This window comes from Candidatus Atribacteria bacterium (genome assembly GCA_011056645.1).
GTDB lineage: Bacteria > Atribacterota > Phoenicimicrobiia > Phoenicimicrobiales > Phoenicimicrobiaceae > Sediminicultor > Sediminicultor quartus.
Genome location: DSEL01000012.1, coordinates 1 through 20311 on the forward strand (window position 1 = coordinate 1; position 20311 = coordinate 20311).

Annotated in this window: 19 protein-coding genes; all 19 read right to left on the bottom strand. The window is 35.5% G+C overall.

All coding sequences use genetic code 11. From position 1 onward, the window contains the following. Nucleotides 1-349: 349 nt before the first annotated feature. Nucleotides 350-1114, bottom strand: a complete 765-nt coding sequence (locus tag ENO17_00535; GenBank protein HER23543.1) for a glucosamine-6-phosphate deaminase — start codon at nt 1112-1114, stop codon at nt 350-352. A 73-nt stretch (nt 1115-1187) separates the two neighbouring features. Next, nucleotides 1188-2105: a sugar phosphate isomerase/epimerase gene (locus ENO17_00540; GenBank protein HER23544.1), complete on the bottom strand. Its 918-nt coding sequence runs from the start codon at nt 2103-2105 to the stop codon at nt 1188-1190. 31 nt (nt 2106-2136) lie between these two features. Continuing rightward, nucleotides 2137-3183, bottom strand: a complete 1047-nt coding sequence (locus ENO17_00545; protein ID HER23545.1) for a Gfo/Idh/MocA family oxidoreductase — start codon at nt 3181-3183, stop codon at nt 2137-2139. A 39-nt stretch (nt 3184-3222) separates the two neighbouring features. Beyond that, on the bottom strand, nt 3223-4407 hold the full coding sequence (locus ENO17_00550) for a Gfo/Idh/MocA family oxidoreductase (protein HER23546.1): 1185 nt from the start codon (nt 4405-4407) through the stop codon (nt 3223-3225). A 69-nt stretch (nt 4408-4476) separates the two neighbouring features. Then, the gene (locus ENO17_00555; protein ID HER23547.1) at nt 4477-5901 is read right to left on the bottom strand and encodes a transporter; all 1425 of its coding nucleotides are present in this window, start codon (nt 5899-5901) and stop codon (nt 4477-4479) included. A gap of 119 nt (nt 5902-6020) precedes the next feature. Further along, a complete protein-coding gene (locus ENO17_00560; protein ID HER23548.1) occupies nt 6021-6533 on the bottom strand; it encodes a hypothetical protein in 513 nt (170 codons plus the stop codon). A gap of 101 nt (nt 6534-6634) precedes the next feature. Beyond that, nucleotides 6635-7645, bottom strand: a complete 1011-nt coding sequence (locus ENO17_00565) for a tripartite tricarboxylate transporter substrate binding protein (protein HER23549.1) — start codon at nt 7643-7645, stop codon at nt 6635-6637. 340 nt (nt 7646-7985) lie between these two features. Further along, entirely contained in the window at nt 7986-8798 is an 813-nt protein-coding gene (locus tag ENO17_00570) for a sugar phosphate isomerase/epimerase (GenBank protein ID HER23550.1), read from the bottom strand. A gap of 258 nt (nt 8799-9056) precedes the next feature. Next, nucleotides 9057-10181: a creatininase family protein gene (locus tag ENO17_00575; GenBank protein ID HER23551.1), complete on the bottom strand. Its 1125-nt coding sequence runs from the start codon at nt 10179-10181 to the stop codon at nt 9057-9059. Nucleotides 10182-10204: 23 nt separating this feature from the next. Beyond that, nucleotides 10205-11389, bottom strand: a complete 1185-nt coding sequence (locus ENO17_00580) for an alcohol dehydrogenase (protein ID HER23552.1) — start codon at nt 11387-11389, stop codon at nt 10205-10207. 43 nt (nt 11390-11432) lie between these two features. Next, nucleotides 11433-12443, bottom strand: a complete 1011-nt coding sequence (locus ENO17_00585) for a LacI family transcriptional regulator (GenBank protein ID HER23553.1) — start codon at nt 12441-12443, stop codon at nt 11433-11435. A 35-nt stretch (nt 12444-12478) separates the two neighbouring features. Beyond that, nucleotides 12479-13486: an inositol 2-dehydrogenase gene (gene iolG / locus ENO17_00590; GenBank protein HER23554.1), complete on the bottom strand. Its 1008-nt coding sequence runs from the start codon at nt 13484-13486 to the stop codon at nt 12479-12481. 118 nt (nt 13487-13604) lie between these two features. Beyond that, nucleotides 13605-14525: a hypothetical protein gene (locus ENO17_00595; GenBank protein HER23555.1), complete on the bottom strand. Its 921-nt coding sequence runs from the start codon at nt 14523-14525 to the stop codon at nt 13605-13607. An 85-nt stretch (nt 14526-14610) separates the two neighbouring features. Next, nucleotides 14611-15291, bottom strand: a complete 681-nt coding sequence (locus tag ENO17_00600; GenBank protein HER23556.1) for a ribonuclease Z — start codon at nt 15289-15291, stop codon at nt 14611-14613. A 22-nt stretch (nt 15292-15313) separates the two neighbouring features. Next, nucleotides 15314-16393, bottom strand: a complete 1080-nt coding sequence (locus ENO17_00605) for an ABC transporter ATP-binding protein (GenBank protein HER23557.1) — start codon at nt 16391-16393, stop codon at nt 15314-15316. Between the two features lie 47 nt (nt 16394-16440). Then, a complete protein-coding gene (locus ENO17_00610) occupies nt 16441-17274 on the bottom strand; it encodes an ABC transporter permease subunit (protein HER23558.1) in 834 nt (277 codons plus the stop codon). 12 nt (nt 17275-17286) lie between these two features. Continuing rightward, nucleotides 17287-18189 (bottom strand): ABC transporter permease subunit, encoded by a 903-nt coding sequence (locus tag ENO17_00615; GenBank protein ID HER23559.1) that lies wholly within the window; start codon nt 18187-18189, stop codon nt 17287-17289. 26 nt (nt 18190-18215) lie between these two features. After that, a complete protein-coding gene (locus ENO17_00620) occupies nt 18216-19364 on the bottom strand; it encodes an extracellular solute-binding protein (GenBank protein ID HER23560.1) in 1149 nt (382 codons plus the stop codon). 197 nt (nt 19365-19561) lie between these two features. Next, a partial coding sequence (locus ENO17_00625) for a hypothetical protein (protein ID HER23561.1) occupies nt 19562-20311 on the bottom strand: 750 nt, incomplete at its 5' end.

Below are 20311 nucleotides of genomic sequence, written 5' to 3' on the forward strand. Positions count from 1 at the left end.
GATATAACCCTAGTTTTTCACTAATTTCGGTCATATGCATAGAGGAACTATGTTGAAGTAAAAGATCAAGAAGAGAGAAGGTTTTATCTAAAACTTTTATGGGGTAATTAGGGTTTATTTTTTCCATCTCGTTTCCCTTTGATAATTTCTATAATATAGAAATTATTTCTATATTCAAGGCTAGTTATATTATACAAGATGATTTTTAATTTTGTCAAATATTTGTAGCAAGATTATATTAAAACATTTTTTAAGACATAAATTATGTTGAGTCGATCCTGATTTTTCTGTAAAATTAACAAGCCACCAATTGAAAGTAATATAAATAAATATTTACGTTCCTATTCAATTATTTATTAATTAAACTATCTGAATTTTTATCTAAATAAAAATAAACTTGTGGGTGTTTTCTCAAAATTGAAGCAGGATATAAGGGGGAAATTTCTTCTTCAAAACAATTTTTTACCGCCTGTGCTTTTCGATTATCCGGAACAGTACAAATTATATTTTCTGATTTCATGATCTGATTAATTGACATTGAAATTGCTTTTTTGGGAACTAGATCAATATTTTCAAACCATCCCTCGTTAAGTTGTTGTTTTCTGCAGGAATCATCCAACTCAACTACAAGATAGGATTTATTAGTATCAAAGTCAGCCGGAGGATCATTAAAGGCGAGATGCCCATTTTCTCCAATTCCCACAAAGGCGAGATCAATCTTCTTTTGAATTATAATTTTACCCAAACGTTCACATTCAAGCTCTGGATTCTCAGCATCTCCCTTAATTAAATATACATTTCCCGGATGTACTTTATTGATCAACCTTTCCTTTAAGTATCTTCTAAAGCTTGCTGGATGAGTTTCCGGAAGTCCTACATACTCGTCTAAGTGAAACATGGATAATTTTGACCAATCAATAGATGAAATGCTGGTAAGATTGTGTAAAAATTCAAATTGGGATGCGCCAGTCGCTGCTATGAAATTAGCTTCGCCTTTTTCTTTTATTGCGTCTACTAATATTTTAGCTGCTTTCTCAGCTGCAGCTTTCCCCATAGAATTTTTATTTTCGTATACTTTCACCATTAATTGACCTTTCCTGAAGTATTTTTTCATCCTTTTAGCTCCTTTAACTCTTCACTTATTTATTCAGCCAATTTATTCCAGACCGCACTCTTTTATATCTAAATCATTCAATTATTTTTTTACTCTCCTCATGCTTAATTTCTCCTAAAAGCTTCATAAAATGACGTCCATACTTGATATAGTTTTCCAGTCTTTCTTGAGTTCCCGATCTAACTTTAGGGTCATGAAATACCACTGCCATATGAGGCTCGATGGAAAATCCACCATCATAACCATTATCTAATAAGTCTTTAACAATTTGCTTAACAGACGCTTGTCCTTCTCCCGGAAGAGTATACTCTATTTGTTTTTTTACTGCATTGTAGCGACAATCTTTGATATGAACATAAGAAACATGATCTTTAACATGAGAATAGAATTCCCAGGTGATATTCTTATTCACATCCTTATTTTTAAAATCCTGTATCTCAGAAAGAGCAACTACAAGGGGATTCCCAGTATCATAAACTAGACTTAAACCTGGTACATTATGTATAAGTTTCATGGTGTTTTGCCAGTTTAGACCACCGTAAGTCATGCAATTTTCATGCACGGGTAAGATTCCTTCCTCATTAAACATTTTACAAATAATCCTAAGACGGCGAAATATTTCTTCTTCTCTTTGCTCAGGCAAGATATTTCCTTCCTGATCCTTTAAGGGAGCATAACTCATAATTCTTACCATTTTGACCTGTAATTTTTTCATTCTGGGAATTGCTTGCCTGACTTCCTTTAAATCTTCTTGTAGTGGTGAATCAATCGTTTTTTGCCAATTAGCAATGGTAGAAGCAAAACAATTTATTTTTACTTCTTCTTTTTTTAATTTTTGGCAAATAAAATCAAAATCTTCTTCAGAAAGAGTAGTTATATTTTGTTGATTAACTTGCCGAGCCTCAATGTAATTCCAACCCAGTTCCTTCGTTACTTTTATCTGATTTTCAATATCATCAGCTGCTTCATCAGCAAATCCACTAAGATACATCCTATTCTCCCTACTTTAAATAATTTTAAAATTATAAGGGTAATTTTACCTTTTTTCCTTCCCGGGCACTTTTATAAATTCCCAGAATAATCTCAACTGCCTTTCTCGCTTCATATCCATTAACTAAAGGTTCCTTATTATTCTTAATCGCTTCTACCATATTTTCAAATTGGTATTGATGGCCACAAAAATCAATTGTCCCAGGATCAGAAGCTCCACCCCCAGATTTGGTTTGTGAAAAAAATTGATTCCTTATCTCTTTATCCTCAGGCAGTTCGTTTTTAAAGCGCCATACTTTAAGATCTTCTTCTTCCATAATTACGCTACCCTCGATACCTGAAAGTTCAATTCTTTTTAGAAATCCAGGATATACTGAGGTAGAGCCTTCAATCACTCCCAATGCTCCGCTTTTAAACCTTAATAGAGCTACTGCATTATCCTCGACTTCAATTCCTTGGTGTCCAATCGTTTCAGTAAAGGCTTGGATCTCTTCAACTTCTCCGGCAAAATAATGTAAAAGATCAATAGCATGAATGGATTGATTCATGAGAGCACCACCGCCATCCAATTTCCAAGTCCCACGCCACCTTCCTTTTCTATAATAATCTTGAGAGCGATACCACTTTATATAAGCATCACACAAGACCATTTGACCAAATCGTCCTTGATCCACTGCCTTTTTAATGACAGAGGTTAATTTAAAAAATCTGGACTCAAAAATACCGGTTAACTTTACTCCGTTTTCTTCACAAGCTCTAATAATTTTATCACATCGTGAAAGAGTAATTTCCAAAGGTTTTTCTACAATTAAATGCTTCCCGGCTGCTGCTGCAATCAAAGCAGGCTCTAAATGGGCACCGGAGGGAGTACAGATATTAACGATATCCAATCCAGGATGACTTAAAAATTGTTCTAATGAAGAATATCCCTGACATTGATATTTTTTAGCAAACTTTTCAGCCTTTTCCTGATGTCTAGAAAAACAGGCAACTAGTTTTCCACCTTGCATTTCTTGGATAGCTCGGGCATGAAAATCAGCAATTAGTCCTAAACCAATAATGCCAAAACCATAACTCATCTGATTTTTCTCCTAAAAAGAATGATATTAATTATTTGGTTATTCTCGAGGAATTTCAACCTCCTGGCCTTTTCTTTCAGCTGAGACGTAAGCAGTATATAAGACTGCTACTGTATCATAACCTAACTGAGAATCGGATTGAGGAACTTTATCATTTAAAATACAATAGATAAAATCAGTTAATTCTTGAGGATAACCGAAAGCCCAATCTTCATCCGGGGATGGGAAACTCCAGCCCTGTTTCGTTTCAATTTTTTCTACAATATAAGTATCCTTTAGTTGTTCTTCCTTGGGGTTAAATAGTTGAATCATATCAAAGTGCCCTAAATTACATCGGATACGATGATTATTAGCAAAAATCTCTAAATAATTATTTACTCCTCCCATAACGACTTCAGAAGCAAAAACATCACCAACCGTACCATCTTCAAAAATAACATGTAGTAAAGCATAATCTTCAACATCATAATAATCAGTGCGTAAATAACCTGAATTAATATAGGCGGCATCCCGAGTAATTTCATGGGTACGACAACTAACCTTTACTGGTCTTATCGACTTTCCATATCTTTCCATCCCCTCAATTCTCTTAAGATAAAGAATCGCCGATAAGGGGTGACAGCCTTTCCCAATCAAAGACCCTCCGCCCGATTGGTTCCAAATGCCATAAGCTTTAGAATGAGAACCACTATGGGATTCTTCACCTATACACCTTAATATTTGCCCATGACTTTCTTTTAGAATTTCTACTTCTTTTTGGATTGAAGGCGTATAGATCCAATCTTCAGCATAAAAAATTTTCCCACGGCTTTTTTCTTCTGCCTTCAACATCCTTCCAGCACTGGCTAAAGCTTCTTTTAACATTATTTCTTTAGAAAAGCGATTACCAAGAAATTGCTCATCACCTTCTTTTCCATAATACCCAGTAAAAGGTTTTTCTACAATTACATCTTTGTTTGCGTTTAACGCCTGGATAGCCAATTTTTCATGCAAAAAACCCGGAACACACAAATCAACTACATCAACCTGATTGATTAATTCTTCCATAGAAGAAGAGGGATTGATCTTTCTCTGACTGGCAAATTTTTGGCAATTTTCCTTATTTCTGGAATAGACTGTTGTTACTTTTACCTTAAGCCCTGGAATCTTTAAATAAGAACGGAAATGAAAATTTGCGGCAAAACCAGACCCCACTATGCCTATCCTTATCCTATTTTTTTCCATATTAAACATCTCTAATTGGCTCCTATTTTTATTTTTTGAAAACATGAATAATAACTAATAAAATTTAATTTAATGAATCCTTCCTCTTAAAAATAGTCTTAAACGATTTTTGAAAAAACTGGTAGTTTGCTCAAACCATTTCGTTCGGCTAACAATAGTAAATATAATTAATAAGACTAAAACAAATGAAATAGGGCGAGTAAACAAGGGAATAATATCCCCTTTGGTTAAAATTAAACTCCTTCTTAAATTTTTATCAAGTAAGTCTCCTAGAATAATTCCTAAAACAGCAGGAGCTACTGGATAATCCATTTCCTTCATAGCATATCCGATCAAACCAAATACCGCCATTATCCATATATCGAAGATTCTCGATGATAATGCATAAGCACCAATAACACATAGAGAAAAAATAACAGGCATTAGTCGTTCTCGAGGAATTAAAAGGATCTTAATAAAAACTCTTATTAACATTAATCCCAAAATAAACATAGCACAAGTGGCCAGAAAGAACATTGCTACCACCTGAATTACAAAATCAGGATGCTCAATCATCAACAATGGCCCTGGACGTATCCCATGAATTATCATTGCTCCCAAAAGAACTGCTGCCGGTGCAGAACCGGGAATAGCTAATGATAACACAGGTATTATTGCGCCTGCTACAGCAGCATTATTTCCTGTTTCGGCTGCCAGTAAACCTTCAATACTTCCTTTCCCATATTTTTCGGGTTGTTTACTTGCTTTTTTAGCAAAATCATAGGAAACCCATGCACCAATATCTTCTCCCACACCGGGAATTGCTCCAATGACTGTTCCAATGAATCCTGAGCGAATAATAGTTCTCCAATATTTCAAAATCTCTCGAGGGTAGGGGATTACTTTTTCAATTTTTCTGCTCACTATTTTTATCGCCGGCTGCTTCATGGTCATTAGTACCTCAGAAAATCCAAAAACTCCTATCATTGCCGGCAATAAAGCGATACCTCCTCCTAAATCAACGTTACCGAAAGTAAAACGGCGGTAGGCATGCATTCCTTCCATGCCAATGGTAGCCACAAATAAACCAAAAAACCCTGCGATCCAACCTTTCAAAGGATCTTTAGGGGCAGTTAATGTTCCACAAATAATGATCCCAAAGATCGTTAACCAAAAATATTCAAATGAATAGAAATTAAGAGCAGCATTTCCAATAATTGGAGTAAAAACAGCTAACATGATCATTCCAAATAATGAACCAAGAAAAGAACCAGTAGTAGCTATTCCCATGGCTTCTCCAGCTCTTCCCTGTCGTGCTAGTGGATTTCCATCTACTGTAGTAGCTGCATTAGCCGGCGTCCCTGGAATATTAATTAAAATTGCAGTTCGGCTCCCCCCAAAAATTGCCCCTATATACATACAAATTAAAATTAAAACAGCATGGTCAGTGTTAAACTTATAAGTAAGGGTGGTCATTAAAGCAACACCCATCGTGGCTGTTAGCCCTGGAAGCATTCCTACAATAATACCTAATTGAGTACTCCATAAAATATCAAATATATATCTTATGGTTAAAAATCCTAAAAGTTGTTGGCCTAATTCAGTCAGTCCTTGCAATATTTGCTCCTCCCAAACTACGGTAATCTAATTAAAAATAAATATCTGAAGACAAGGGCAATTGATCCGCCAATTAATACAGCTTCTGCCAGTGCAAAAATCATGGTTTTATTTTGTTGAACTATACTTTTTTTAATATTTAACTCATATGCCAAAATAAAAACAAAAATATATCCACTAGACAATAAAAAATAGTCTACTTTCCCCAAGAGAAAGACATAACTTAGTGATAGGAATAAAACAGTTAAAAATCGCTGAATAGGTTTTTTTGTAATAATTTTTTTAATACTATTTAATGAATAATTAATCTTATATCCTTCCCGAGCGATAGAACGGAAAAATAAGATCATACCAAGAATGAAGATAATCGCTCCTAACATAGAGGGTACAATTCCGGGCGCAGAATATGGGTTTGCTCCCAAATTTCTAAAAGTGGGCATACGAATTGATATTAAAAAAATTGCCAGCCCAAAAATAACCAGAAAAATAGATGTGATAAAGTCTGCTTTATCCATATTTTTAGGCTCCATATGATTATTCTTCTCCCCTCTTCTTAATTTTTCTCATTGATAAATTCTTATAAGGGGAAAATATTTCCCTATAAATATTTTCCCCTTAGCTTCTAATAATTCTATGGTTCAGCTATTCCTAGATCATAAGGGGATTCTTCAGCTTTACCCATCCCATAATATAACCAGGCATAAAACTGGACTACTGGGAAGGATCTTACCAGACCTTCTAATCCCCAGTATGGTGCAAATATGGCGCCTCTATCTTTAGCATATACTTTTATTTTTTCATTACCAACGATTTCTTCTCTCCATAACTTGTTCATCGTATTGACTACCTGATCGGGGACTCCTCTGGGGATAAATATTCCAAAGTAGGAAGGTGTTGGTTCAAGATCAGGTAACCATTTAGTAATGGGATCAATCACACCAAAATCAGCAATTTCTAGAGGTTGTTCGGCCATCACCGCTAAAGGACGAAGTTTTCCAGCTCGAATCATATCTGCCTGTTCACTGGCTAATTGGGCAGTAACTTCTGTTTCTCCTGCAACGCAGGCAACGACAGCTGGAGCACCACCATCATAGGTGACATGTTCATATTCGATTCCGGTTACTTTCTTAATGCCTTCCATCGCTACTCGACCAGCGGACATCATACCAGCTGTGGAAACAGTTATTTCGCCCGGCCTTTCCTTAAAGGCTTTTAATAAGTCATCAAAACTTTGATAAGGCGTATCGGGATGTACAGAAATAACCATAACATTTGCTACATTAAGATAGATATGCCAATCTTCAACTTGGGTATCTAAAAATCCTAAAATTTTATAGGTACCAAGATCTCCTACCGCCCCTGAAGCCCAGGAATAACCATCTCTAGCAGCATCCATTACCGTTTTCGTCCCTACCGATCCTGAAGCACCAGGTTGGTTAACGATAACTATTTTCTGACCTAAGGCTCCTTCTAATTCCCCAGCGCATAAGCGGGTAATTTGGTCAGTAGCTCCTCCAGCAGACCAAGGAACAATAAGGGTAACAGGTTTAGTAGGTTTCCATAGTTCCTGGGCATTCAAAGTCATTGCGAAGGAAAAAATTAAAGTTATACAAATGGTTAAAAATAAGCTTTTTTTTAACATTCTTACGACCTCCTTTTATTAAATACAAATTAATCAATTATTTTAATACACGATAATTATATTTTTTATCACCCCCCTTTTTTTTATATATGTTCTCCTCTACACAAACGGATGGGTACTTTTATCGGATGATACATAAGATATTCACGGTTAACTATTAATAATTACCAATTTCTGGAAAGTGAAAAAAAGAGAAAAAAATAAGAAAATAATCCACTATCTCATTCCTTTTAACTTTATTATATTTAAAGGTTTTTTGGTTGTCAATTTACAGATTAAGGATGCTACTTTGTAGAGTTTTGGCGTATTTTTAAAATTATTTTTATAGTAAAAGATATAATTAACTAATATTCAATTTATTTAAGGTTTCAGCAGTAATTCGCGCAGAACTATCAGAGTCCGGGAAAGGGATAATTTCTGCAGATACATAACCCCGGTATCCTATGTTTTTCAAAGTATGCACTATTTTAGCGAAATCCAGATGACCACAACCCGGAGCCCAGCGGTTACTGTCAGCAAAATGGACATGGGTAATATAATCTTTTGCTTGAATAATGCTGCTATAAATCGAAACTTCTTCAATATTCATGTGAAAAGTATCTGCTAATAATCCTAAATTAGATGCTCCTACCCGTTTAATAAATTCAATTCCCTGGTTGAGGGTATTAATAAAATTACTTTCGTATCTATTTACCGGTTCTAAAGTAAGCTGTATATTGTATTCCTTAGCAAATTTCGTACATTCTCTCAAACAGTTAATAGTCCATTCTTCGGCTTCTGACCTGTTTACACCTTCTTCAATCTTCCCTCTTATTAATCCAATAATTACCTGAGCCTCAAAATGGGAAGCAAAAATTATCTGGTCTTTTATTCTTTCTACTGCCATCTTTCTGATAGTTTCATCAGCATCAGAAAAACTCAAACCTTCTTCTCCGTAAGCCTGTCCTGTACCTATGGCGGGAACTTTTAAATTATTTTCTTTTATTATCTCAATAATATTTCCTACCTTTAAATCCCTTGGATTCCTTATCGCTAATTCTGCACCGTCAAAACCTAAGTCTGCCACTTTCTTAACGCTCTTTTCAAAATCTTCTTTAAAGGCTAAAGCTGAAAATTTGGTTGAGGAAGTCGAAACGACAATACTTTTTTTCATTGTTTTATACTCCCCTTAAAATTAATAAAGTAGGGGTCCGATTCATCGAGCCCGCTGAAAGAAATTACCAATTAACACGGGGCGGATAAATCCGCCCCCTACACAAAAAACAATACATTATCTGAAAAAGTTTTTAATTTTGAATTATGGTTTTTCGCTTTTAGCTTTAAATTTTTAACTTTAATGCTATACTCTATACGCTATTTTATAAGATTGCCGCGCTCGTTACACTCGCTCGCAATGACAAAAAACTATTCACTATAAGCTATTTATCTGTCCGATATATGGCAACTCAAATACAGATTTCCAGCCCTTGCTCATCGGTTCTTTTAAAAATGGCTCCATCTCTTTGGGGTCACGTAAGCTGATCTTTTCTACCGGAGGCAATTTTCCTGCCGGATAGGTTCCCATCACTTCATCATGAACCAAAGTTAAATATCTGAGAATAGCGGCAATAGGACGTTTTGCTTTTTCGGCACTCGCTCGAGTTGGACAACCTACTACTCCTTCCGGAACAGCTGATCTTTCAATGGCAGATTGACCTTCTCCTTGCTGCCACCCCTGAGGTCGATGATAAGGGTCAACCGAGGTATCAAAATGACCTCCGGGCAGTAATGAATCACCTTCAGTGTCTACTGCATACTGCATATCCAGCATCTCAGGGAAAAGTAATTGAGCAACCGATGCCTCAGCCTCGTCGGCATGAACAAAATCAGTAGTTAGGCTATCTTTGCGGTCAATAGGAATAAAGAATTCTCTAATGGCTCGATGCCAATCAATGACTCTTATAATCGCGGGTAATTGATAACGCTTGAAGAATTCCTGAAGCGCAGATTCTAATATCCATAATTGCCCATGATTATTCACCCACATCTGCTTACGAAAACCATCATTCCAGAGTCCATACATTACATTGATCATAGTTTCCCTTACTACATCTTCAGGCATAATGATAGTGCCAGCCATACCACAATGATGATAGGGATGCCCACCATAATTAAGAGGAGGTAAGGCTAAACTACAGCCTACACCATCTCTATTTTTTATATAACGGTGCACTCCTTCGCAAATCTGGGTGACCATAAAAGTATCCAGACCGGTATTGGCGTAATCACCATGACATTCAGTACATCCTACCGGTACAAAAACAAAATCATCTTTACGCCTGTTTTCAATAACATGCATGCGAGGAGTAGTTTGAATATAGCTCCCTGCCTTGCCTAATTCAGAAGGAGAAGGGATTTTATATTCTTTCAGTATCTCTTCTATCTTACTCATCGGTGCATCAAATAATTCTTTTTTTAATCTACCTACTTGCGTATTTTCAAAAACTATCTGGGGGTAATCGGTAGTTAACCATTTTTCGTTTTTTTTATCTGGCATTTTTTTGTCTCCTTTTCCTTAATTTATTTAAACTCACAGGTAATCTTGCATTCTGTTCTATTAGTCCTTAGAAGAACAATATTTTCCGGAACTTCGCTTAAGGTTATCTTTTTGGTAATTAATGGCGTCATATCCATCCCGGAAGCCATTGAACTGATCACCCTGGGGAATGTTCCATGCCCAGAATGACCTTGTGAACCAACAATAGAAGCCCTCCGTACCTGAAACACTTCTCCGGTTACCGGAATCTTTTTATCAGCGCGGGCTACAATTACTACTGTACTGTTAATCATCTTGCCTTCCCAAATCGCTTGCTCAATATCCGCCCAGACCTTATCAGGTAAACCTGTCGCTTCCAGATACAATTTAGCCCCCAGACCACCGGTTATATCTAATACTCTCTCTGAAAAATTTTCTTTAACTGGATTAATAATATGGTCTGCTCCCATTAACTTTCCTAATTTTGCTCTCGATTCAGAAGGTTCAGAGAGAATTACATTGGAAGCTCCGGCTTTTTTCATTATCGCTACCGCAGCCAGACCAATAGGTCCTCCTCCTAAAATCACCGCGTTGTCTCCCGGTCTTATTCCTCCTCCTCGTTCAATTACCGCATTATAAGCCACTGAGGTAGGTTCGACCAAGCTACCAGCTAGGTACAAATCATTACCCTTATAAACTCTCTTTAATTCCTCCAGACTCCAAATATAGCGGGAATCAACCTTGACATATTCTGCAAAAGCGCCGTCACAACTAAAACCAATCTCCTGTAATTTTTCACAATGATTAGGGTAGCCATCCGCACAAGGCCGGCAAGAAGCACACCAGAACATTTCTTCTGCAGTTACTGCTTCCCCTTCTTCAAATTTTTTTCCTGTTCTCTTGTTGATAGCCTGCACGCCTGCATCAACTACAATTCCTGAAAATTCATGACCGAGGGTCGCCGGAAAAGCAGTAAGCCCGGGATACCAAATATAACCATCATCATCGGGTTGAGCCATGTGAACATCACTACCACAGATTCCACAGGCTTTTACTTTAATCAAAACTTCAGTAGAACCAATTTTAGGAATATCCTTATCCACTATTTTAAGCTCAGGATTTTTCCAAACTTTACTTCCTAAATAAGTAAGTTTCCTATCGATATCTTTTGCCCCTAATTTAAAATCCGGCTTAGGCTGCCAATCAGCATACAAAGTAACAGTTTTCATTTTTATTTCTCCTTTTTAAGCTTATTTTAATAATTTTCTTCATTTATTTTATTTTCTTTTCTTTACAAGATTCCCTTATAATCAATTTTGGCTTTAACATTATTTTTTTCTGATTAAATTCTCCCTCCTCAATTATTCTTAACAACATTTTTACTGCTAATGCTCCCATCTCCAACATCGGTTGACGAATAGTAGTTAACGCAGGATAGACAAAAGATGCCAACTTAATGTCGTTAAAACCTATGACTGAAAAATCTTCCGGGATATGAAAATTCTTTTTTTGAATAGCCTGCATAGCTCCCAAGGCAAGTAGATCATTAGCAGCAAATATAGCGGTAGGTGGTTTAACTAATTTTAAAAACTTCTTCATAACCTGATAGCCGCCTTTGATTCTAAAATCACCTTCTCCTACTAATTCATCATTATATTCAATTTTATGTTTTTTCAAAGCCAATTGATAACCTTTTAATCTATTTAGCCCTGACCTGGTCTTAAGAGGACCAGTAATATGAGCAATTCGGCGATGACCCAGTTTAATTAAATATTCAGTAGCCATCACGCCACCTTCTACATCATCTACAATGATACAATTCTTTTCCAACCCTTCGATATTTCGAGAAACCAATAAATAGGGAAATTTTTTCTTTTCTAATTCTAAAATACTTTTGTCTTTGGTGTGAGCTGTCCCCAATATTAAACCATCCACTCTTTTCCCCCGTAATATTTCTAAATATATTCTCTCCTTTTTTAGTTTATCATCAGTATTGCACAATATAATATTAAAACTTCTTTTGCTTGCTGCGTCTTCCGCCCCTCGAGCTATTTCAGCAAAAAAAGGATTAGTAATATCGGGAATTAACATCCCCAGGGTGTAAGTCCTTTTTGTTTTTAACCCCCTAGCAATTGCATTAGGAGTATATCCCAATTTTTTAATTACTAAAAGAACTTTATTTGTCGTCTTTTCACTTATTCGAGAATCACCATTTATTACCCGAGAAACGGTAGAGGAATGGACATCTGCTAATTCTGCCACATCCTTAATAGTAGGATTCATAATTTATCCTTACTTCCCTTTCTTTTCTCTAATTTTTACTCACTTATTTTTACAAAAATACCATTAATCAGGGATTCTTTCGCAGCATACCCCAATTGGACAGAGACTTTACCATCGAATCCACTCACTGACGGCTCTATATCCTCTTGAACACATTTAATAAATTCTCCCATTTCGGCTAAGTATGCTTCCTGATATCGCTCCGTAAAGAAATAAAGAGGTTTATCAGTCTTGGTGTCTTTTGAGCCATTAATTCTTACTTCTGTTGGTGTTGGATTCCCTACCATTATACAGCCTTCCGAACCAAATATTTCTATACGCTGGTCATAGCCGTAAACAGCTTTGCGGCTATTATCTATGGTCCCCCAGGCACCATTCTTATACTTCAGAGTGACTATTGCTGTATCAATATCTCCTGCCTCTCCAATGGCCGGGTCAACTAAGCAGCTGCCCACTGCCATTAACTCCATCACTTCTTGATTTAAAATATACCGAGCCATATCAAAATCGTGAATCATCATATCTAAAAATATTCCCCCGGATACTTTGATATAACTGATAGGCGGTGGTTCGGGGTCCCTGCTGGTTATTCGCAACAGGTGAGGTATTCCAATTGTTCCTTTAGCTACTAGCTCCCTGGCTTTTTTAAAGCTGGGGTCAAATCGGCGATTAAATCCTACCTGTAATTTTACTCCTGCATTTTTCACTGCAGTTATAGCCTGGTCAATTTTATCTATATCTAAAGCTATAGGTTTTTCGCAAAAAATGTGTTTTCCTGCTTCAGCTGCTTCGGATATTATTTGAGCATGTGTATCGGTAGATGAACAAATTACTACTGCATCAATATCTTTATTATTTAATAAAACTCGATAATCTTTTTCTACAATAGGGACTTCTAATTGAGCTGCTACCTCTCGGGCACTCTTTTCAAAAACATCAGCAATTGCTAATACTTTTGAACCGGAAATCTGATATTTTAAATTTCGGGCATGTAATCTCCCTATTCTGCCAACACCAATGATACCTACATTAACTTTTTCCATAATATACGCTTCCTTTCTCTTTATTTTAAATATTATTAAATCATTCTGAATAAATACAATTTATGGTGAAATAATTTTATTATTAATATTTTTAACACAATTAAATATTTTGGTTAAGTTATGGTTTTCCTTCCTGCTCAAATTTTTTAGCTAAAGCTTCGACCTCTTTTATCTCACCCTTAAAAGGACCTTCGTGTTCTAACTTCAAAGTGGTCAAAGCAGCTGCATAGCATAATGAGGGATATGGTTCTAAGGTTAGACGTTTTCCTATGTAAGTAGAAATACAAGTATCTCCTCTTCCACTGCGTCCTCTTAAGAATTTTGGAGTGAAGGGAGCTTGATAATATTGACCATTAACATACAAAAGCACGCCTTCTTTGTGAGTAAGTAAAATTTCTTTTGCTCCCATTTTTGCTAATATCTCAGCTGCTTTATGCAAATCGGATGTCCCGGTTAAAACTGTTGCTTCCTTTATATCTGCTTTCAAATATTGTAGCAATGGAATAATTTCTTCTTTCTCTTTCCAATTTTCTAAGGCAAGTCTGGTTCCTTCCTTTACTTTTGTTCTCATAAATCCTTGAACATCGATGCTAAGCAAGGCCATTTCTGATAATTTCTTTATCATGGTAACCGGAACTTCTTTTTGCATTAAGGAAGCAATATGAATAACTTTTGCTTTAATATTGGGAAAATCTCTTTCCTGAAATGAGCCAGCAAATCTCATATAATAACTTTGGCGATTGTCCGGGTCATCAAGAGAATAAATATTTCTTATCCCGGTAGTTTCAGTGGTTTCGCAGGCAAATACAGGAATATCTGCTTCTTTAAAAACTGCCAATAAGGGGAAATCCTTTTTGGCAAGCTTGGTTACCAGAGCAACATTAACTCCAATCGCCTTCAAAGGAAAGGCACCGTAATACACAGCACTTCCGATAACTTCCTTTTCGATTCCATCTATGATATCGCAATCCTGGGCAAAATGCCCAAGTAAAATTACTTCATATTCTTTTAAATTGACTTCTCTGTTATTTTCTATCATCTTTAAAATATCTCTTGCTTTTCTCCTCTAGAATATTTTTTAATTATATAAAAAATCTATAAAAATTAGAATATTAAAAATTAATTTATCTTTTATGTTGATGAATGGGAATAAATTTTTTCGCTAATTTTCCAATTTCTTCTGCCTTCTCCCTGGAAAGGTGTAATTTCTCTAACAATTCATCATTTTCCTCATTTTTATCTAAAGTAGAATCTATTAAAGCTAAATCCGCATCCTGCACTAATTTCTTTAAACCTGAACAAATTCCGGTATCTCCACTTATAGCTACTGATTTCCCTTGGTAAATAAATCTGTAACCAACTGCTGGGTCTGGATGCAAAAGACGATTAACCCCCACGGAAGCATAATGTCTCATCTTATATACTTTTACTTTTACGTTTTTCAGCTTGATCTCCTCTTGATCGCTAACTTCATGAACATTAATTTTAAAAGAACAGTCCTTATAACTTTGTTGAAAAGCATAAATAATTTGTAAGGCTTCTCGACAACCTTCTGGAAAATAAATGTTGATGGGATCTTTTCTTTCAATCACCCTAAAATGCCCTAACAAAGAGTACAACCCGCCAAGATGGTCATAATGCCCATGAGTTAAGAATATTCCCCTTATTTTCTTAAAGTCAATTTTTTGATTCAATAAATCTCTTAAGGTACCATCTCCTGAATCCACCATATAATGATTACCTTCTGCAGAAATTACTATCTGGGTAGCAATACCGGCTTCGGAATAAAGAATGATTGGTTTCATATTTCTCCTGATAAATAAAAAATTATTTTTCTGAAGTCACAATTATTTTTTCCGGGGGTAAATAAAATGTAACCTCATCCCCAACTTTAAAATTGGTTTTCACTTCCGAATTAGTTCGAACGATCCAATTACCTGTACTAATTTTATAGTCTACAATATTCCCCAAATAAGAAGATTGAATTATTTTTCCTTTAAATAGGTTTATGGAATTTTTTGCTATTTCATCTTCATCTTTAATAAAATCGACTGCATTCATTCTTATAGCGACCGAGACTCTTTGTTCTATAGAAAAATGGTTGTTGTTGCCCTGGATAGTAAGACCATCATCCGTTTTTATAATAATTTTTTTCTTCTCTTCGGCAAAGGAATCAACTTTACCATCCATAAAACTGGTAACCGCAATAAATCCGGCTACAAATTTATTTCTTGGATGAGAAAAAATTTCTTTTGGTGTACCAGATTGAACTATCTTGCCCTGGTTAAGAATTACAATTTTATCTGAGATTACTAATGCTTCTGCTTGATCATGAGTAACATAAATTGCAGTAATTCCTAGTTTTTTCTGTAATTCAGTAAATTCAAAACGCATCTCTTCCCTTAATTGAGCATCTAAATTACTAAGTGGTTCATCAAGCAACATTATCTCCGGTTCAAATACCAGTGCTCGAGCCATAGCAATACGCTGCTGCTGTCCGCCGCTCATTTGCCGGGGAAACCTATTTTCGTAACCTTCCAATTGTACCATACCCAATACCCTTTTTATTTTTTTGATTATTTCATTTTTGGGTACTTTTCTAATTTGCAAACCAAAAGCTAAATTTCCATAAACCGTCATATGCGGCCAAAGTGCGTAATTTTGAAAAACCATCCCGATGCCCCTTTTTTCAGGAGGAATATGGGTAATTTTTCTATCATCTAAATAAATCTCTCCACTGTCAGGATTCTCAAAACCGGCTATACATCGAAGTGAAGTTGTTTTCCCACATCCACTAGGCCCTAAAAGGCTTAATACTTTTCCTTCTGGTGCTTCAAAGCTAACTTCTTGAACTGCCTTTACTTTTCCGAAATGTTTATTTAAATTTTTTACTTTAAGAATTGCCATAAAATAAATTACCTCCAAGTAGTATCTGGTTACTTTTAAATCTTAATTTATCCCCCTATTCCTCCTAAATGTTCAGCTTTGAGGAATTTTTGAATAATTATCATAAAAAGAATTGAAGGGATCAATAACAATATAGCAATGACTGATGCAAATTGAATATTTGAGCCGCTTGCTGAATAAAGGGTCATGGGAAGAGTCGTTACAAAAGGAATCCCTATAAAGAAAGTGCCGGTAAATTCATCCATAGAAGTAAGGAATACAAATACTGCACTGGCTATAAGTCCTGGAGTTGAAATAGGTATAGTTACTTTTAAAAATGCTTTTAATCTTGATGCACCTACACTGCGGGCAGCCTCTTCTAACTCCGGAGGAATTGAGCTAAAAGTGCTGGCAGTAATCCAAACTGCAAAAACCAAACCTACAACAAGGTGTACCAAAATTACTCCCAACACAGTTCCGGTTAAACCTACCTTATTAAACATTAACATTAAATTAATAAATACCGGCTGCTGGGGGAATGCCCGTGGTAATAAAAATAATATTAAAATTATCCCTTTTAATAGAGCAGGGATCTTAAGTTTTGCCAACGAATAACCAGCCGGAATAGCAATAGCCATAGTCACGATAACTACAATAATTGCAATGCCCAAACTTAATAAAAAAGCCGGAATTACGTTTACCGCCCCCAGGGTTAGACTTTTAGTGATTCCTAAAGCCTGAAACCAGTAATCAAATCCTATCTTTTGAGGAAGCGTATTGGGCCAATACCATCTTAGTGCCACAGACCAAATCAACAAACTTAATAAAGGGGCAAATAGGAAAAATATAAATACCGAAAATATGATTATTTCAATAGTTTTTCTAAAACCACTTTTATGCATGAATAACCTCCATCAATCATAAAGACCTTTTCTCATCATACTTCTTACATAGTAAATTGCTAATATACTGACCAATATGTATGAGAAAACTCCCAATGCATTTGCTACTCCATAATCACCAAAATAATTTACACGGTGGGCAATATCTACGGTAATAGTAACTGGGGATTTCCCTCCGATAAGCATATAGGGGAAACTAAAACATCCAACCAGAGAACAAAAAACTAAAGTGACCGCAACAAGAATAGTCGGCTTATTCATCGGAATAAGAACTTTGGTTATAATCTGAGGCAGTTTTGCTCCTACACTTTTTGCTGCCTCAAGATAAGAATTGTCGATCATCTGAAAACCACCTAAAATTATAAGTATCATAAAAGGCGCTTCTTTCCATACGAAACCGAAAATTAAACCAATCCAATTAAAAAGCTCTAAAGGATTTTCAATGTTAATAAAATTTAATTTCGCCAAAAAGAGATTGAGTATTCCATGGGGAGCTAAAAAACTTCTCATCATCTGAGCAACGACTACAAAAGGAAGAAAGATTGGTAATCTATATAAAATTCCAATACTATTAGCTAACCATCCTGTAGATAACCTTAAATATACTGCAACAAGAATACTTAAAACTGTAGCAATTAAAGTGCTAAGCGCAGTTACTCCCATCGTAAATAAAATATCATACCGATACAAATTTAATGTTTTTTTGTAATTTGCTAAACTTAAAACCCCTTCTTTGCTGATAAAGCTTTTCCAAAACGAAGTAAGGAAAGGGTATAAATATAACAATAAAATTACCATTACTGCAGGAAATACCAATATATAAGGAAGAAAATTAGTATAGGAGTGGGGTTTTTCAACCCCAACTCCTATTTCATTCTTTCCAGCAGCCAATTCATTCTTAAAATTGTTCCCCATTTAATTTCTCCTAAAGTGGTTGCATCTTATTCACAAGCTTCTAACATAGCATCAAAATAATCGCCAAGTGGAAACGCCAACCCATACTTAGACAACATTTCCGGAGTTACATCTTTATATATTACATCAAAGGTTTCTTGACTAACAAAATCTTTAACATAACTTCCGTCAATCCCCGGATACCAGTTAAATCTTTTCACAATTTCTTCTGCTTGTACCGCCGGTGAAGTAACAAACTCAACAAATTTTTTCGCTTCTTCAGGGTGAGGTGAATTCTTAGGAATTACAAAATACATAGGTTGTCCGGGCATACCTGGTTCAGGGAGAAGAATACGGGTCCCAGGATCTAATTTACCCTCTGCCATCCAGCTTAAGAACATATCAACCCAGACTGGTCCCATCCAAATTTCTCCTCTGTTAAGTGCATCAAGGGTTGCTACATTTCCACCGGTTAAAGTAACATCTTTATTAAACTCTTTCAGCTCTTTGATGGGTTCTTCCCAGGTAGCAATTTCGGCTTCATTGAAAGGTCCGGTAACGGCATACTTTTCATATTTCCCAGTCTTCCAATAGATCCATCCTACCGTAAATGCTACTCCTGACATACCGCCTTTTATCCCGTTATAACCAAATTTTCCGGGGTGTTCTTTAGTCCATTTTACTATTTCTTCATAAGTTTTGGGTGGATCGGAAACATATTTTGGATTATAGGCAAGAACTGTTTGACTATGAAACATCGGCATACAATAGCCTTCTACATCAACACCTAGAGAATTTTTAGCAAAGGGAGAAGTAATATATTTCCAGGTATCTATGTCTTTAGCATAATCAAGAAGAAGACCACCTTCCTCTAGTGCCCATTTCAAGAAAATTTGATGTACCATGGCTACATCTATATCGCCTTCTTCTTTATCCTTATCTGCCATAAGTTTCTCAAAAATTAAACGAGAACCTGCGTTTCCAGGACCAACATGAACGGTCATCACGCTTACATCGGGATATTTTTCGCTGAATTGAGGGCCTATTACATGCTGACCTAAAGCAAGCATATTCACATCTCCAGCAGTAATATATACTAACTTTGTTTTGGCAGCAAAGGCGCCTAAAGAAAATAGACCAATCAGTATAATGCATACTATTAAAATTATCCAATAATTTGACAGTTTCTTAGACATAATCTTATCCTCCTTATATTTTTTATTTATACAAAACCATTTGACACAAAGTTTTTATGAAAGCTTGATATGACTTTCATTGGGTTATTTTATTTATTTAAACCACCTCCTATGCATTTATTTCGTTCATGCGCAATGCGAGTAAGGTGTTCCGATTATCATGTAAAATCTGGCTAATCGTTTACAGTGTATTCTATTCATGAATTAATTGACTGAATCCAATGAAACAGACTCTTATAAGTAAATCTTTTTTCTTTTACAAAAAACTCAAAACCTACAAATCCTGAATAAACTTTGGAAAATTCTTTAAGGATAAACTTGTAGTCTAGTTCTCCGAGCCAGGGTTCACATCGGTAAGGAACATTTGCCACATGAATATATCCAATAAATTGGTGATATTTTTGTAAAGTATCTAATACATTTCCTCCCATAATCTGCATATGGTATATATCGTAAAGTATTTTAAGATACTCAGAATTTATTGATTTAACCAATTCAAGAGTCAATTGAAAATTGTCTAAAAAATAATTTTTATGGTCCTTCAAAGAATTTAAAGGTTCGATCACCAGCATAATGTCTCTCTTTTTGGCAATCTCAACCAGGATTTTAAGATTATCGTATAAACGAAGTAATTTTTTTTCACTACTTATCCCATTAATCTTGACACTTCCATCACTTTCTAATCTATCTGATAACAACATTAGGTGGTCACATTTTAATCGCTTTGCTTCATCCATAGAGGTATTTACTTCCTGAATAACATTTTCTTTATCATCTAAGGTTAAAGATGAAATTCTATTCCCGCTAAAATTAGAAACCTTCAAACCGCTTTTCGCAATTAAATTAAAATCTTTATCGCGCCAATCCCAGAATTCAATAAATTTAAATTCTGCCTGTCTTATTTTTTCAAGTTTTTCTTCTAAATTATCTTTAGGATATATTGAATC